The 14,542-nt window shown below is 36.0% G+C and carries 13 protein-coding genes; 11 read left to right on the forward strand and 2 right to left on the reverse strand.

Annotated elements, in window-relative coordinates:
* Positions 1 to 29: 29 nt before the first annotated feature.
* The 6 genes from HHU12_RS06635 (at position 30) to HHU12_RS06660 (ending at position 7,077) form a co-directional block, all read left to right on the forward strand.
* Positions 30 to 2,072, forward strand: coding sequence for a PP2C family protein-serine/threonine phosphatase (locus tag HHU12_RS06635; protein ID WP_169655974.1), 2,043 nt, complete (start codon positions 30 to 32; stop codon positions 2,070 to 2,072).
* Positions 2,073 to 2,158: 86 nt separating this feature from the next.
* On the forward strand, positions 2,159 to 2,719 hold the full coding sequence (locus HHU12_RS06640; protein ID WP_169655975.1) for a DUF4199 family protein: 561 nt from the start codon (positions 2,159 to 2,161) through the stop codon (positions 2,717 to 2,719).
* A 1-nt stretch (position 2,720) separates the two neighbouring features.
* Positions 2,721 to 3,413 (forward strand): YggS family pyridoxal phosphate-dependent enzyme, encoded by a 693-nt coding sequence (locus HHU12_RS06645; RefSeq protein WP_169655976.1) that lies wholly within the window; start codon positions 2,721 to 2,723, stop codon positions 3,411 to 3,413.
* A gap of 60 nt (positions 3,414 to 3,473) precedes the next feature.
* Positions 3,474 to 4,184 (forward strand): Bax inhibitor-1/YccA family protein, encoded by a 711-nt coding sequence (locus tag HHU12_RS06650; protein ID WP_169655977.1) that lies wholly within the window; start codon positions 3,474 to 3,476, stop codon positions 4,182 to 4,184.
* A 624-nt stretch (positions 4,185 to 4,808) separates the two neighbouring features.
* Positions 4,809 to 6,614, forward strand: coding sequence for a T9SS type A sorting domain-containing protein (locus tag HHU12_RS06655; RefSeq protein WP_169655978.1), 1,806 nt, complete (start codon positions 4,809 to 4,811; stop codon positions 6,612 to 6,614).
* Between the two features lie 7 nt (positions 6,615 to 6,621).
* Positions 6,622 to 7,077: a DUF6438 domain-containing protein gene (locus tag HHU12_RS06660; protein WP_169655979.1), complete on the forward strand. Its 456-nt coding sequence runs from the start codon at positions 6,622 to 6,624 to the stop codon at positions 7,075 to 7,077.
* A 76-nt stretch (positions 7,078 to 7,153) separates the two neighbouring features.
* Here the strand turns inward: HHU12_RS06660 and HHU12_RS06665 are convergent, their stop codons facing one another.
* The gene (locus HHU12_RS06665) at positions 7,154 to 7,624 is read right to left on the reverse strand and encodes a hypothetical protein (protein WP_169655980.1); all 471 of its coding nucleotides are present in this window, start codon (positions 7,622 to 7,624) and stop codon (positions 7,154 to 7,156) included.
* Positions 7,625 to 7,856: 232 nt separating this feature from the next.
* On the opposite strand from HHU12_RS06665, the gene pxpA reads away from it, so the two are divergent.
* Genes pxpA through HHU12_RS06680 form a run of 3 tightly spaced genes read left to right on the forward strand, consistent with a single transcriptional unit; the run spans position 7,857 to position 10,131 of the window.
* Positions 7,857 to 8,606, forward strand: coding sequence for a 5-oxoprolinase subunit PxpA (pxpA, locus tag HHU12_RS06670; RefSeq protein ID WP_205959799.1), 750 nt, complete (start codon positions 7,857 to 7,859; stop codon positions 8,604 to 8,606).
* On the forward strand, positions 8,603 to 9,271 hold the full coding sequence (gene pxpB / locus HHU12_RS06675; protein ID WP_169655982.1) for a 5-oxoprolinase subunit PxpB: 669 nt from the start codon (positions 8,603 to 8,605) through the stop codon (positions 9,269 to 9,271). The genes pxpA and pxpB overlap by 4 nt, the downstream gene beginning before the upstream one ends.
* Positions 9,268 to 10,131, forward strand: a complete 864-nt coding sequence (locus HHU12_RS06680; RefSeq protein WP_169655983.1) for a 5-oxoprolinase subunit C family protein — start codon at positions 9,268 to 9,270, stop codon at positions 10,129 to 10,131. Before pxpB ends, HHU12_RS06680 begins: the two co-directional genes overlap by 4 nt.
* Positions 10,132 to 10,278: 147 nt before the next feature.
* Here the strand turns inward: HHU12_RS06680 and pruA are convergent, their stop codons facing one another.
* Entirely contained in the window at positions 10,279 to 11,913 is a 1,635-nt protein-coding gene (pruA, locus tag HHU12_RS06685) for an L-glutamate gamma-semialdehyde dehydrogenase (RefSeq protein ID WP_044211646.1), read from the reverse strand.
* 223 nt (positions 11,914 to 12,136) lie between these two features.
* Here pruA and HHU12_RS06690 point away from each other — a divergent pair, with 223 nt between their 5' ends.
* Together HHU12_RS06690 and HHU12_RS06695 are read left to right on the forward strand one after the other, a co-directional pair.
* Positions 12,137 to 12,604: a GNAT family N-acetyltransferase gene (locus HHU12_RS06690; RefSeq protein ID WP_205959800.1), complete on the forward strand. Its 468-nt coding sequence runs from the start codon at positions 12,137 to 12,139 to the stop codon at positions 12,602 to 12,604.
* 212 nt (positions 12,605 to 12,816) lie between these two features.
* Positions 12,817 to 14,373 (forward strand): ankyrin repeat domain-containing protein, encoded by a 1,557-nt coding sequence (locus HHU12_RS06695; protein WP_169655984.1) that lies wholly within the window; start codon positions 12,817 to 12,819, stop codon positions 14,371 to 14,373.
* Positions 14,374 to 14,542 lie beyond the last annotated feature (169 nt).

Genomic DNA, 14,542 nt, shown 5'->3' on the forward strand with positions numbered 1-14,542 from the left:
TTATTAACAAAGCAACAAAAATAAATGACATGTTCAGTTACAAGAGCATCAAACGTATCAGTACTATAGCTAGTATTGTGAGCTGGATCCTCTTGTTGATGATTGGCGTCCGTGAACAATACCTCACAGACTACAATATCGCACATGCACCTTTTCCCTCTTTTGTGAAAGGCTTAATATTAAATATATGGATTATTTCCTCTTATTTTCTGATTTGGCTCTATTTTCAACCAAAAGAACGGGATTTTCAAGGGCTTTTATGGCAAATTTTTGTTGTAGCGTTACTGTCCACCCTTCTTTCAATGGGTGTGAATCTGTTATTGACATGGCTCAGGGATGAACTGAAATACAATCTGCCCTTCCTCTATGCCATTTTCTTCCATATTGAGTTCTCACTTTTGATGACATTACTGATCAGTACCTTTGTCACCTGGAAGAAATTAATCCTTTTTGAACAAACACAATTTACGCATTATACATGGCTGGCATTTGAAATCTTTCTGGGTTTAACAATGCTCGCTCACTTTATCAGAATTGGAACCATAGACGATGTCTACTTCAAAATCCCGATCGCATTTTTGATACTCTGGATTTTAATGATTTCAATTAATGTAAGATGGGTGCCACACCTCAATTTCCAGCAAAAAGTACAAGGTATTTTTAAGCTAGCTTTTATCATGCTGGCGTTTAGCTACTTTGTAGCAAGCTTTAGATTCTATTTCTATGAACAATCATTGATCAGTGATGATTTGATTAAGAATTTATTCCCTGTTACACTTTTCCTTTTTGTGTTTGTTTATGCCGTATCAGCCGCACTATTCATGCTGTTCAGTTTACCTACATCTTCTGTTTTTGAGAAAAAAGAACAAGAGATCAGTAGTTTCAGAGACTTGAGTTTGGCTGTCAGAGACGGTAAGCAGGATACTGATGTTTATAAGGTTTTATTGCACAGTTCACTAAAAAGCATTCAAGCTGATGCAGGGTGGATTATTGACAATGAATACAATGTCAAAGTGATTTACGGTATAGAAAAAGAGGATATTCTTATTGTAAATCAAGACCTGAAAGAAGCCGAGTACAATGGTTCTCAACCTATAAAACTGAATTTCCAGCCTTACTTCCGCAAAGAAAATGTAAACAGGAACTACCGTTCTATCATTGCATTGCCAATCATTGTGGATACTGAGGTGAAAAGTTCTTTGGTATTGGTCAAAAGGCTCCATAACGCCATTGACTCTGTGATGCAATCTACGGTCAACACCTATGTGGCACAGGCTGGTATTGCATTGTTCAACCTTGATCTTCTTTCTAATGCTGTAAAGAATGAGGTGTATAAAAACAGTATGCAGATTGCCAAGCAGACACAGGAAGCTTTGATGCCTAAAAAGCAGGAAATCAATGAAAATATAGAGGTTTATGTGACGTGGGAACCTGCTATTGTGGTGGGAGGTGACTATTATGATATGCACCGTCTGAATGACAATGAGGTTAGCTTTATCATTGCTGATGTATCAGGCAAGGGACCTAAAGCGGCCTTCAATATGGCACAGATGAAAGGTATTTATCATTCACTGGCACGTGAAGAAGGTATAAAACCTGATGAATTCTTTACAAAAGCCAACGCCGCACTGACGGGCTGTATACAAAGAGACACTTTCATTACAGCGACCTACCTTCATATCAATACTGAATTGCAAAAGGTAGATTACGCCAGAGCTGGACACTGCCCTACGTTATATTACAGTAATGAAACCAATGAAGCCACATTCCTTGATAATAGAGGACTGGGACTTGGTATTGTTCGAAATAACTCTTACAAAAAATTCATTCACAATCATGAGATCCACTATCAACCTGGAGACATTATGATTCTTTACACTGATGGTATCACAGAAGCCAGAAGTAAAAATGGTGTGGATGAATACGGATATGACTACATGAAAGCGATTCTTGAGCAGAATAAAAACGAACCTCTTAAAGTTATCGCCAACAAAATCTTGATGGATGTTTATAACTTTATGGGGAAAGAAGCTATGGATGATGACTTTACCTTATTGATCATCCGCCTGTAAAAAATCAAAAATACCTTACAATATCTCTCTCCTTTCTTTCCTAGTTCCTTCTTCTTATACTACTTTTGTAGCCTTAAGATTGAATTATGAGAGAACAAGAACAAGCACAATCACCTAGTTTAAAATTTTTAAGACCCGACGTGTTCCAAGTGGGTGCAATTGCAGGAGTGATAGCGGCAATCACTATTTTCGGGTATTCTTTTTTATTATACTCCATAGGAGAAAATGCCTTCGGAAGGTATAAATTCTTACTTTTCCCCATTTATGGATTTTTCTTTGCAGGTGCAATGACCTATTTCAGGTTAAAGAAAAACAATGGAAAAATGGCAGGTCATCATGGACTTCTGATCGGATTGACCCTCAACATAGTTTGTTATGCCCTTTATACAACACTTATCTATCTTCTTTTATCTACAAAAGAAATAGGAAAAGCAATGCTTGAAAGACATAGAATTGACTTGATCGATTTAATGGTAAGAGGAAAAGATAATATCGTAGAAGGTTTTGGAGAAGAGATGTATAATCAAAATCTCAATGACCTCAAAGAAGGTTTGGAACCTTTTGCTGTTGCCTTAGATCAATATATCATCCTTCTTATTGGCATCTTGCTTACCTTTTTATTCATGCTCATCATAAAACAAAAATAACATGTCATCTATAGCGGAAAATCTTCATTCTTTCAGACAAAAACTGGAAGGTACTTCTTGTAAACTGGTTGCTGTTAGTAAGACAAAACCTGTGGAAATGCTGCAGGAAGCTTATGATGCTAACCAGAGAATATTTGGGGAAAACAAAGTGCAGGAGCTTGTAGACAAACATGAAGTCTTGCCTCAAGATATTCAATGGCATATGATCGGTCACCTTCAAAGAAACAAGGTGAAATATATTGCTCCATTCGTCTCATTAATTCATTCCATTGACAGCCCAAGACTTCTAAATGAAGTACAGAAAAGAGCGGCACAGAATGATAGAGTTATCGACTGCCTGCTGCAACTCTTTATTGCTGAGGAAGAAACAAAATTTGGTTTCTCTAAAGAGGAAGTGATTGAGTTCCTTTCTTCTGAAGAATTTAAGGCCATGAAAAACATCAGAATTGTAGGTGTAATGGGTATGGCTACCAATACTTCTGACGAAGCGCAGGTGAGAAAAGAATTTTCATCTTTAAAAGATATTTCTGAAGAATTAAAAGATAAATTTAATAACTTAGAGAATGTGAAAATTTCAGAAATTTCTATGGGTATGAGTGGTGACTTCCCTATAGCAATTGAAGAAGGAAGCACAATGATTCGTGTAGGAAGTGCCATCTTCGGAGCAAGAAACTATGGTACCCCGAAACACTAGCTTTTAATGTTACGTTTAATTCAATAGGAATTAAAAAAGATCTTAAATTAATTAACTAAAATGAGACAACAACAAGATTATGCGTTTCAACGCAGTCAGAGGAGTATTGATGATATAGCTGGTATTCAAAACTCGTTTATGACAAAAGTTTACGGATGGATGAGTGCCGGATTAGTAATTACTGCTTTAGTAGCGATGTTCGTTGCCAACAATGCTAGTAATATGGCCTTAGTAGCCAACAATTATTGGATATTAATTATAGCACAATTTGGTTTGGTGATCTTCTTAAGTGCAAGAATCCACAAGATGTCAGCGGTTACAGCTACTACATTATTTATATTATATTCTGCTCTAACTGGAGTTACCTTATCCTCTATTTTCTATGTTTACCCTTTGGCTAACATCGGGTCTACGTTTTTAATTACAGCAGGTACATTTATAGGCATGAGTATCTTTGGTTTAACAACCAAAAGAGATTTGACTTCAATGGGTAACCTTTTATACATGGCTTTACTAGGTTTAATCCTAACATCAGTAGTCAACATTTTCTTAGGCAGTTCATTAGTGTATTGGATTTCTTCTGCAGTAGGTGTATTGATCTTCGTAGGATTAATTGCTTTTGATTCTCAAAAATTAAGAGATATGGGTTATCAAATTGCAGATGGTGAGTCAGCTCAAAAAATGGCTATCCATGGTGCTTTAAGCTTATACTTAGATTTTATCAACTTATTCTTATTATTACTCCGTTTCTTTGGCGGATCAAGAGACTAATAAGTTTTATTAGATATTAAAATTAACTCCTTGAAAGGCAAACGCTTTTCAAGGAGTTTTTTTTATAAGGAACTAAAAGAAATGGTTCATTTCGTGTTCCATAAAGACCTGATAAACGCTTTATTCTTCACCCATAACAAAAATAGTTTCACTTTAGACTTAAAGCATATCCCGATTCAAAAAGTCATTTTCATTTTTCAAGAATAATACTGTTATTTGCAATACTATTTGCACTTAACATGACACAATTAAATCTCCTTGAAATCACTTTCTCTTCAAAAAAAGATGAATTGTGCTATTTTCAAGACTATGAATGTAAAATCTAATTTTTTCGAATAAGTACTAAATCAAAAACAAATCATAGTTAATTCTAATCGCAAAACATTAATGGAATTAGTATGAGATAATTTTTAATTTGTACTTAATTACACACTCTCAAATCATTTTTCACTTCAGTACTTATCACTTTATAATCATTGCTTTCAGTACTCAGAAAAAAATAAACAGAAAACTTTAGCTGTTTTTACTCATAAGAAACATTGCATCATTGCGGAGCAAAATAGGTAATACTTTACAAGCTTTTTTTGAATTTTATACCCTTTTCACACTCAACTTTTAATTATTATGACTAAGATTTTTACTACTTTATTACTTGTATTGTCTGTGCAGTTCGCATTTGCACAAGATGATGTCTACTCTGAGTATCTACTCAGTAAACTCCAAGAATTAGAACATGATCATACTTCCTCACATGGAAGGCATCATGGAGGAAAAATAAATTGCGGTACTCCTCTTTTCCTAGAAGCTCACCGCAACTGGGGGCGCCTTAATGCCAAAGCACAAGCTGCTTTTACTGCTTCTTCGGGACGTCATACTTACGACAGCCCTAAAGTTTACGAATCACAATACTTCACACTTCATTACACATTAACTGGCGATGATGCAATTGACGCAACAGATCAAGATGGAAACAACATCCCTGATTACATTGACCTCGTTGCTACTATTTCAGACAATGTGTTTAAAATTGATATTCAAGACAGAGGGTTCAATGCTCCTCCTTCTGATAGTGGATTAGGCGGTTCTAACAAGCCAGACATCTATATTTACAACCTTGAATCTGGTGTTTATGGAACTGTAGCTCCTGAGGTGAACCTTGGTGACAACTCCGCTACCACAATCACTGAAACGGCCTCTTATACTTCACATATGAATTTGAGAAATAACTATTCTGGATTTGGAGGCAGTGAGGAAGAAAATCTTAAAGTAACACTGGCTCATGAGCTTTCTCATATGATTGACTTTGGGTATAACTACAATTTCCCTACGTGGTTCCTTGAAGCAAAAGGTGCTTGGGAAGAAAAAAGAATTTACCCCAATCTTACAGACAACTTCCAATATCTTACTTCATTTGTTAACCCTGATTATGCTTTAGATTATGGTTCATATAACATAGATGACAATGCAGATGAAAAATCAACAAGATGGTACAGCGGATGGTTACTTTTCCAATTAGTTTATGAAAACCTTGAAGACCAGACTCATCCTTTCTTCAGAAAAATACTAGAAAGAGGTGTTGGATATACTTCTGATGAATGGGGCTACAGCTTTATCAACGGTGAGCTGGAAGACCTTTTTGGTATTGACCTTAACGAAGCCCACAGAAGGTTCAGGGTAACAATGGGCTTAATGACATCGGATACCAACATGAATGAAGATTATGTGTTGAAAGACGTTGCTAAATACAAAAACTACTTAAAAGATACTTATTCTAATGATGGTGAAAGGTATTCTTTTCTATACAAAGATTTTGGACCTATCAGCGTGGAGAGTGAATTCAGTTTAGATGCTAGTGCAAATGAAATGGTAGAATACAGTAGTGCCACTGACGGTAATAACAGACTCAATCGCTTGGCGGCTGATTATTTACATTTCCAATCAAAAGGAGCTGAAAATGTAGAGATAAAACTTACAGCAGATGAAGATGAGGATGTGATGATGGATGTAATCTTGTTTAATACAACCACAAACAAAGCTACTGTGTTAACGGATTCGTCTAACCATACGCTTACCATTGAAAATCCTGATCAATATGAATTTAAAATCATTGTAGTGACAAGAAATGATGATGAACTAGACGGAAGCACTGACGCCACTTATCAAATCACGGCAAAAAAAGTTGGCAATGTAACAAGTCTTGTTGATGATTTACAGAAAATCACTATCGGGCCTAACCCAACGAATGGGTTGATCAATATCAGCTATGATGCTAACACAGTGAAAAATATTCTTGTACATGATATCACAGGAAAACTGAAAGGTACTTTTGAAGCAAAGACTTTCAATACAGATGTGGTATTAGATGGTGAAAAAGGAATGTATTTTATCACACTCGATAATGGTAAAACTTTTAAGGTCATCAAAAACTAAACTATTTATGAAAAATCTATTTTTTACTTTTATCACCCTTCTTACTCTATTTTCCTGTGCTAAGACAACTAGTCAGCCAACAGAAAATATTGAGGTAATAAAAATGTCCAAAACAAGTTGCCGAGGAAAGTGCCCTCAATACTCTATAGTGATTTACAATTCTAAAAAAGCAGTATTGGAGGCTAAAAGCAATCTTGAAATGAAAGGAAAATACGCACTTGAATTAAGTGATGCCCAATACAATGAATTGGTAAAAGCTTTCGAAGATTCAGATTTTACTTCTTTTGATAAAGAATACACTTCAAAGGTTACTGATCTTCCTACAACATACATCAGTTTTCTAGCCAATGATGCTTTATATACCATAAAGGATTATCATGGTGCTCCTGAAAAACTGAAGGAACTTGAAAAGAAAGTCTCCAATCTACTAGAAATGGAAGGATGGGAAAAAACTGATATATAATCAATTACACATCTGAAATAAATTGACCGTCAAAAAACACGTTTGAAGCCTTTTTTAAGCTTCCAAACGTGTTTTTTTATTTGGAAGCATAGATCGCTTTAATATTTGGCTGTAAATAAGGCGAAAAAGTGGCTTGTAAACGGCCGTCTTCTGTGATATTAAGATGAAGGTTATTGAGGCTTGTGATACCGGGCTGTACTTGGTAAGTATATTCTGAATTCTCCAGTGCAACAACATTTTGCTCAGAAAGGCTCCAAGAAAATTGTATTTCATCAGTATTAAATATCAAACGGACCGTTACCTGTGTTTCATTCTCTCTGATCACAGATATATAACTATTTCCAATTTCAGATTCTTCCAACTGATCCACAATGTTAACACCTTCGTACTGAAAACCAGAAATAATATACTGTCCCTCTATATTTTTCGATAAATCAAGAGGGGCTACTTCCTCAGGTTGTTCAAAACAAGAGATAAGAAAAAAAGGAATGACAACAAGTAATAGATGGGTAAATCTTGGGTTATTCATAGCTAAAAAGTAATTCATGTAATTAGGTTTCTGTTCTTTACACGAAAGAATCATTTTTTAGATACTCTCTTCTATTCCTTACATGTAATCCTTTTATTTTATTTATTCTAAAAAGCACTACCCAAGTCATTCAATTAGAAAAGTAATCATTCATTTAATAAAATTACACATGTAATAAATAAGTTTAAATAAATGTTATCCCTTATTTTTGAGTACTTTATCTCTTAAAAGTGACACTGTATTAAACTTGATGATATTGAAAACAATAGACCTCAATGCGGACCTCGGCGAAGGTTTTCCTTATGATGAGCCACTTCTTCAGATTGTTTCTTCTTGCAACATTGCTTGTGGCGGACATACTGGCACTAATGAAAGTATTAGAAAAACCCTGCAACTCGCACGAAAATATGATGTCAATGTTGGTGCTCATCCCTCTTATCCTGACCCTGAAAACTTTGGCAGGAAAGAGATGATTATTGCTTCTGAGGCCTTAAAACAATCCTTGATCGAACAGGTACAAAGTATTTTGAGCATTGCGGAAGAAGAAAACGTGACTGTTAGTTATGTGAAACCACATGGTGCTTTGTACAATAAAGCGATGGTAGATGATGACACTGCTAATATTGTTATTGAGGTGATTCAAAGTTTTTCGAGCTCTTTGTCAATTATGGGGATACCTAACTCCATTCTAGAGAAGCTTTGTCTGGAAAATAACATTTCGTTTATCAAAGAAAGCTTTGCTGACAGAAGATATACTTCTGATGGGAAATTGGTTTCAAGAAGTAATGCAAATGCAGTGATTCATACTAAAACTGAAGTTTGGCAACAAATAAAAAGTAGTGTCGAAAACGGAACAATTGAAAGCATTGATGGAGAAATAATACATTTAAAAACAGACAGTATTTGCTTTCATGGCGACACTCCAGAAGCTTTAGATTTAATTCAATTTGTCAAAAAAAATCTGGCAGAAAATGCCATTACTATAAAGTCATTTTTATGATTGAGGTCAAAAGATTCGGAGAAAAGAGTTTGATAATTCAGTTTGAAAACATCATTTCCATTCCAGTTCATCAACAAGTAAAAAGCTATTATAAACAGCTTTCACATGCTTCTATTAAAGGTATTAGATCAATTTCTCCAGCTTATAATTCTATCACATTAATGTATGAGCCATTGGTCATTTCTTTTGATGCTTTAAAGGAAAAGGTTGAAAATTTAGAAATTAATTCCGATACTTCAATAGATCAAAAAGTGGTGGAGATCCCCGTTTGCTATGACAGTTCTTTAGGATTGGATATCGAAGAAGTGGCTCAATCAAAAAATATGTCAACAGATGACATTATCAATTTACACACCGCTCCTCATTACACAGTGTATATGTTAGGCTTCTCTCCCGGTTTTATGTACCTCGGCGGTCTGAATCCTCAATTATTTACACCAAGAAAGAAAACTCCACGACTTCAAATCCCTGCCGGTGCAGTAGGATTGGCAGATCAGCAAACGGGAATTTATCCTTCTCCTACTCCGGGTGGTTGGCAGATTATTGGGCAAACTCCGATTCCAATTTTTCAAGTCAACGAAAAACCGCTTGTTCAAATGGGGGATCAAATCAAATTCAAGCCCATTGACCTTGATACTTTTCACCAACTAAAGAATACAAAATGAGTTTTGAAATCATAAAAGGAGGATTGATGACCACCATTCAAGATGGAGGAAGGTATGGAGTACAAGACCAAGGAATTCCTGTTTCGGGTTTTATGGATGAATCTTCTGCTCAAATTGCGAATTCATTGGTGGGAAACTCTCCAAACTCCGCTTTATTGGAATGCTGTCAGGTAGGTTGTACTATAAAAGTAAATACGGAGTTTTCAGTGGCTTTTTATGGAGCACATATGGAACTTAAATTAAACAATCATTTAGTCCCTCAAGGAAAAATTATCACCCTAACAACTGATGATATATTGAGTATTGGCTTTACCACAAAAGGAATGTATGGATACTTGGCCATTTCTGGTCAATTAAACATTTCAAAAATATATGATAGTTATTCTACCTATCTCCCTGCTCAATTTGGTGGGTATTATGGAAAAAAGCTAGAAGTAGGCGATGTTGTTCATATCCTCAAGCCCAATATTCTATCCAATAGCTTTAGTGTTATCAAACCTCAAAATTTCCCTCAACATGTAGTTCTTGAAGCACTACCCGGCCCTGAATGGGATGAACTTCCAAAAGAAAGTCAAGAGCTATTATTATCATCCACTTATACCATAAGTAAAGACATTAATCGAATTGGATATCGATTAGAAGGCGACTCTATTCCTTTAGGAGCCAAAAAAGAAATCATTTCTTCTGGAATGGTTAAAGGCACTATGCAAATTACAAGTGCAGGAATTCCGATTATTATGATGGCTGATGCTCCTACTTCTGGAGGGTACTTGAGAGTATTGAATTTGACGGAAAGAGCGTGTGATCAGTTGGCACAGATGCAAGTCGGAAACAGAGTGGAGGTAAGAATGAAGAGGTAAGAGGGAAGTTTAAATTTCATTTTTTATTTACTACAAAAAAGAGCATAACCCTTTCGAATTATGCTCTTTTTATATATTAGGAAGGTTTAAAGTTTCAAAAAGATAGAGTCACCTCTTCCCTCTTAATTCTTACCTCTTTCCTCAAAATTATCCCATAAATGGATACTTGTAATCTTCTGGAGAAACAAATGTTTCTTTCATTGTTCTTGGAGTAGTCCAACGCATTAAGTTGATTGCAGAACCCGCTTTATCATTAGTACCTGAAGCTCTAGAACCACCGAAAGGTTGTTGACCAACAACAGCACCAGTTGGCTTGTCGTTGATGTAGAAGTTACCTGCCGCGTTTTCTAATTTCTTAGTCGCCAACTCAATCGCATAACGGTCTTGAGAGAAGATCGCTCCTGTCAATGCATACGAAGAAGTGTTGTTTACTAAGTACATAGCCTCATCGAAGTACTCTGCGTCATAAACGTAGATAGTAACGATTGGTCCAAAGATCTCTTCTACCATTGATTCGTAGTTAGGATCTTTAGTCACGATGATTGTTGGCTCAACGAAGTAACCTTTTGATTTGTCGTAACCACCACCAGCGATGATTTCACACATTTCAGAAGCATTAGCTCTGTCAATATAACCCGCACACTTATCAAATGATTTCTCGTTGATCACTGCTGTGAAGAAGTTTTTGAAATCATGTGGAGTACCCATGTGGTTGTTGATGATATCATTCGCATCCTCGATGATATAACCTTTCACCTCTTCCCAAAGGTTAGAAGGAACATATACACGAGAAGCAGCTGAACATTTTTGACCTTGGAATTCAAATGCACCACGAGTGATCGCCGTAGCTAAACCTTTCGCTTTTGCTGATTTGTGTGCCAAGATAAAGTCTTTACCACCAGTCTCACCTACGATACGAGGGTAAGTGTTGTACTTCGCGATGTTGTTACCGATAGTAGCCCAAAGATCTTGGAATACACCTGTAGAACCTGTGAAGTGAAGACCAGCAAACTCAGGGTGATTGAAAATCACGTCACCTGCGTCTGGACCAGATACATAAACAAGGTTGATTACACCGTCAGGTACACCAGCTTCCTTGAATACTTCCATCAATACGTTAGCAGAGTAAATCTGATCGTGAGATGGTTTCCAAACTACTGTGTTACCCATCATTGCAGGAGCTGTTGGTAAGTTACCTGCAATTGCTGTAAAGTTGAATGGAGTTAAAGCGAATACGAATCCTTCTAATGGACGGTACTCTAATCTATTCCACATGCCTGGAGATGACTCAGGTTGATCCTGGTAGATCTCAGTCATGAATTGTACGTTGAATCTTAAGAAGTCGATTAATTCACATGCTGAATCAATCTCTGCTTGGTGTGCTGTTTTTGATTGGCCAATAATAGTTGCCGCATTGATCTTCGCTCTGTAAGGACCTGCTAAAAGATCTGCTGCTTTTAAGAAAATTGACGCTCTGTGCTCCCAAGACAATTCCGCCCAAGCTTCTCTAGCACCTAATGCTGCGTTGATTGCTTGAGTTACATGGTCCTTATCACCTTTGTGATACTCACCTACCACATTTTGGTGATCGTGAGGAGATACACAAGTGCCTAAGTTACCCGTACGAACCTCTTCAGCACCAATATACATTGGAACATCGATCTTTTGAGATGACATTTCTGCAATTTTTGCTTCTAACTCAGCACGCTCAGGAGTACCTGGAGCATAGCTTTTGATGGGTTCGTTGACAGCCTTAGGTACGCTGAAAAATCCTTTTGCCATGGTTTAAAATAATTGATATGTGAATATATACTTAGCTGTCTGATAGTATGTGAAATACAGACAGTATAAATTTTGTGCTACAAATGTATGAAATTGAGTCACATAATCATCATGTTATTTGAAGAATAAAGGGCGTTTTTATCATTTTTTATTGATAACATTAAAGCCTATTCCTCTTATAATTCAATATCTTGCATGGGATTTCAAAACAAAACCACTCATTATGATCACGTTTAAAACCTATCAACCTTCCCATCAAAAGAAGATTCTTGAAATATTCCATTCTAATACTCCCAAATATTTTGATCCCGAAGATGAATCTTACCTTATTGATTTCCTTGAGAATTACACAGACGAAAACTATTTGGTGGTGGAAAATGATAAGGGTGAGATTATTGGTTGTGGAGGATATTACACTAAAGAAGATCGTCATGGAATGCCATGGGTTATGTTCCAACAAAGAAGTATAGGTGTTAAAAATTTACTCCAAATCGCCGACACTTTTTACAATGAGATAGAGAGTAGAATTATTGCTGAAGGTAAAATGTATCCTATTTATATTGATACCACTCAGCTGATGGAAAAGCTTTTCAACCGTTATGGTTTTGTCACTTATGAGAAAGTCAAAGATGGTTTTGGGAAAGGGTTGGATGAGTATAAGATGAAGAAGGTATTTGAAACTGGAGCTTAGTTTTCAATGTTTTGAAACTTGATAAAAGCGAACTTATAAAACAGCTGATCTTAGAAAGATGAAAATAACAAAATGATTCCTTGAGAGATAAATAAGGAGAAATCATTAATTTTAATTCTCTAAATAAAAAATGAGTACTAAAAGCAAACTTCTTAAAAGGGTTAACCACAACCTTACTTTGACTTGGTACTCACATTAAACTAAATAAAAATATGAAAGCATTACTTCTAGCTACTTTTTTTGTCCTCTTCTTTCATCTCAATCAACTTCAGGCTTGTTCTTGTAAATATGTATCTGGTTTTCTCAACACTATGGTGACGACTAGTAATATCTACAAGGTACAGATTATGTCTAATGAGGGAAGGTACATCAAAGTCAAACTGCTAAAAAAATTCCGAGGAAGAAGTGAAGAAGGCAGTACAGTTTATATCTACAAGGGAAGTATTGGTCCAGGATGTTCTACTTCAATGGGGCACTTTATTGTCAACAGTGTTTGGTACGTAAATGTAAGTTATGGCAACGATGAAAAACTGCATTTAATCTACTGTGGTACTAATGCTGTGGGGGTGCGTGCCAACCTTATTGATGCAGGAGAAGATAATGAACTTCTTGGTGACAAAGTCTGGACCACTGAGAAAATCAATGTCGCTAATTTCGAAAGACACATCATAGAAATGCTCAAAACGAAGCAGAAATATCCTTGTCATGATGTGGTCAGTAGTGATAAATCAAAAGTGCTGACAGAAGCTGAAAAAGCTAAATTCAAACAAGCTGTTCAAGATGGCAATACACTTTCAATTGTTGATGATATCACAGAGGATAATAACTATGCTGCGGTGAAAGTTCTTCTGGAAGACTCTAATTTTATTCAATCAGAAGCAGGTAAAAAACTGCTTAATAATGCCATAAGCAATTCACAAATTGACATTGTAAAACTGATTTTAGAAAATGGGTTTGATCCGGCTCCTGAATCGTATAGACTTTTCAGAAAAAGCATTCGAAAGCCAGCTATTTTTAAATATCTCCATCAAAAGGGATGTGATATCACAACCACCAAAACCAACGGGAATATTCCTCTTTTTGTAGAAGCGGCAAATAGTGGTTGTATAGAAGTGATTCAATATATGCTGGACCAGGGAATTGATAAAAACGGCCCTAAAACTACAGCGGGACTAACTGCTTTAGACTATGCCATGAGTTTCAATAAAATAAACCCAGAGGAGGTATTTGACCTTTTGGGTGAAAAACTGGAAGTGCTTGACAAAGAATATTGGTTCCAGCTTGGTAATGAAGTCGCTCTAGGTGTTACTAAATTTTCAGATCTCGAAAGAATAGGTTCAGAAATCAACTCAGATGAAACCAAACTTAGATCAAGGTATGATGAAACAAATATTTCTGGCGAAATAAAAACAGGTAGAGTTACTAATACCTTTGTATCATTGCATTTCCCTAAAAACTGGAAAGAAAAGTATCATTTTGATATTGAATCATCTTATAACGAAACCCTCAAAGCATTTGAAGATTTAAACTTTAAAATTGAGGTCACTACTGCTCCTCATGTCGTGAAGTTTAGTCGACGAAAAACCCTCAAAGCTGTAGTCACCGCTACTTCCCCAAGTGGGAAAACAAAAGTCAAAATCAACTTTGCGGCAGGAAACAGAGAAAAGAGTAAAACAGAAGGCTTTTCGGTAGATTCTCCAAAAGTGATCTCCTATATTTCTATCACTTGTACAGCAGAAGGTGGAGACCCTGTAACATTAGAAAACTAACTTACCTTCAAGAAAGCGTAAAGATACTTTCGTGTTATTCTGATTTGTAAGGAATGATTTAAGAAGGAAGAGGTAAGCCTAGCATGTACTAAGCTAAAAAATGTTGATAATTATTTTTGGCTTAGTACTTATTTCAAAAAAAAGAAAATAATGTAGACTATTTCCATTA

The sequence above is a fragment of the Flammeovirga aprica JL-4 genome, from assembly GCF_012844305.1.
In the GTDB taxonomy this organism is placed as follows: domain Bacteria; phylum Bacteroidota; class Bacteroidia; order Cytophagales; family Flammeovirgaceae; genus Flammeovirga; species Flammeovirga aprica.

Coding starts and splice junctions, on each gene's coding strand:
- HHU12_RS06665 (WP_169655980.1), bottom strand. CDS start 7,624: ATGAATTACTTTTTAGCTATGAATAACCCAAGATTTACCCATCTATTA.
- HHU12_RS06635 (WP_169655974.1), top strand. CDS start 30: ATGTTCAGTTACAAGAGCATCAAACGTATCAGTACTATAGCTAGTATT.
- HHU12_RS06660 (WP_169655979.1), top strand. CDS start 6,622: ATGAAAAATCTATTTTTTACTTTTATCACCCTTCTTACTCTATTTTCC.
- pxpB (WP_169655982.1), top strand. CDS start 8,603: ATGATTGAGGTCAAAAGATTCGGAGAAAAGAGTTTGATAATTCAGTTT.
- HHU12_RS06680 (WP_169655983.1), top strand. CDS start 9,268: ATGAGTTTTGAAATCATAAAAGGAGGATTGATGACCACCATTCAAGAT.
- HHU12_RS06655 (WP_169655978.1), top strand. CDS start 4,809: ATGACTAAGATTTTTACTACTTTATTACTTGTATTGTCTGTGCAGTTC.
- HHU12_RS06640 (WP_169655975.1), top strand. CDS start 2,159: ATGAGAGAACAAGAACAAGCACAATCACCTAGTTTAAAATTTTTAAGA.
- HHU12_RS06645 (WP_169655976.1), top strand. CDS start 2,721: ATGTCATCTATAGCGGAAAATCTTCATTCTTTCAGACAAAAACTGGAA.
- pruA (WP_044211646.1), bottom strand. CDS start 11,913: ATGGCAAAAGGATTTTTCAGCGTACCTAAGGCTGTCAACGAACCCATC.
- pxpA (WP_205959799.1), top strand. CDS start 7,857: ATGATATTGAAAACAATAGACCTCAATGCGGACCTCGGCGAAGGTTTT.
- HHU12_RS06695 (WP_169655984.1), top strand. CDS start 12,817: ATGAAAGCATTACTTCTAGCTACTTTTTTTGTCCTCTTCTTTCATCTC.
- HHU12_RS06650 (WP_169655977.1), top strand. CDS start 3,474: ATGAGACAACAACAAGATTATGCGTTTCAACGCAGTCAGAGGAGTATT.
- HHU12_RS06690 (WP_205959800.1), top strand. CDS start 12,137: ATGATCACGTTTAAAACCTATCAACCTTCCCATCAAAAGAAGATTCTT.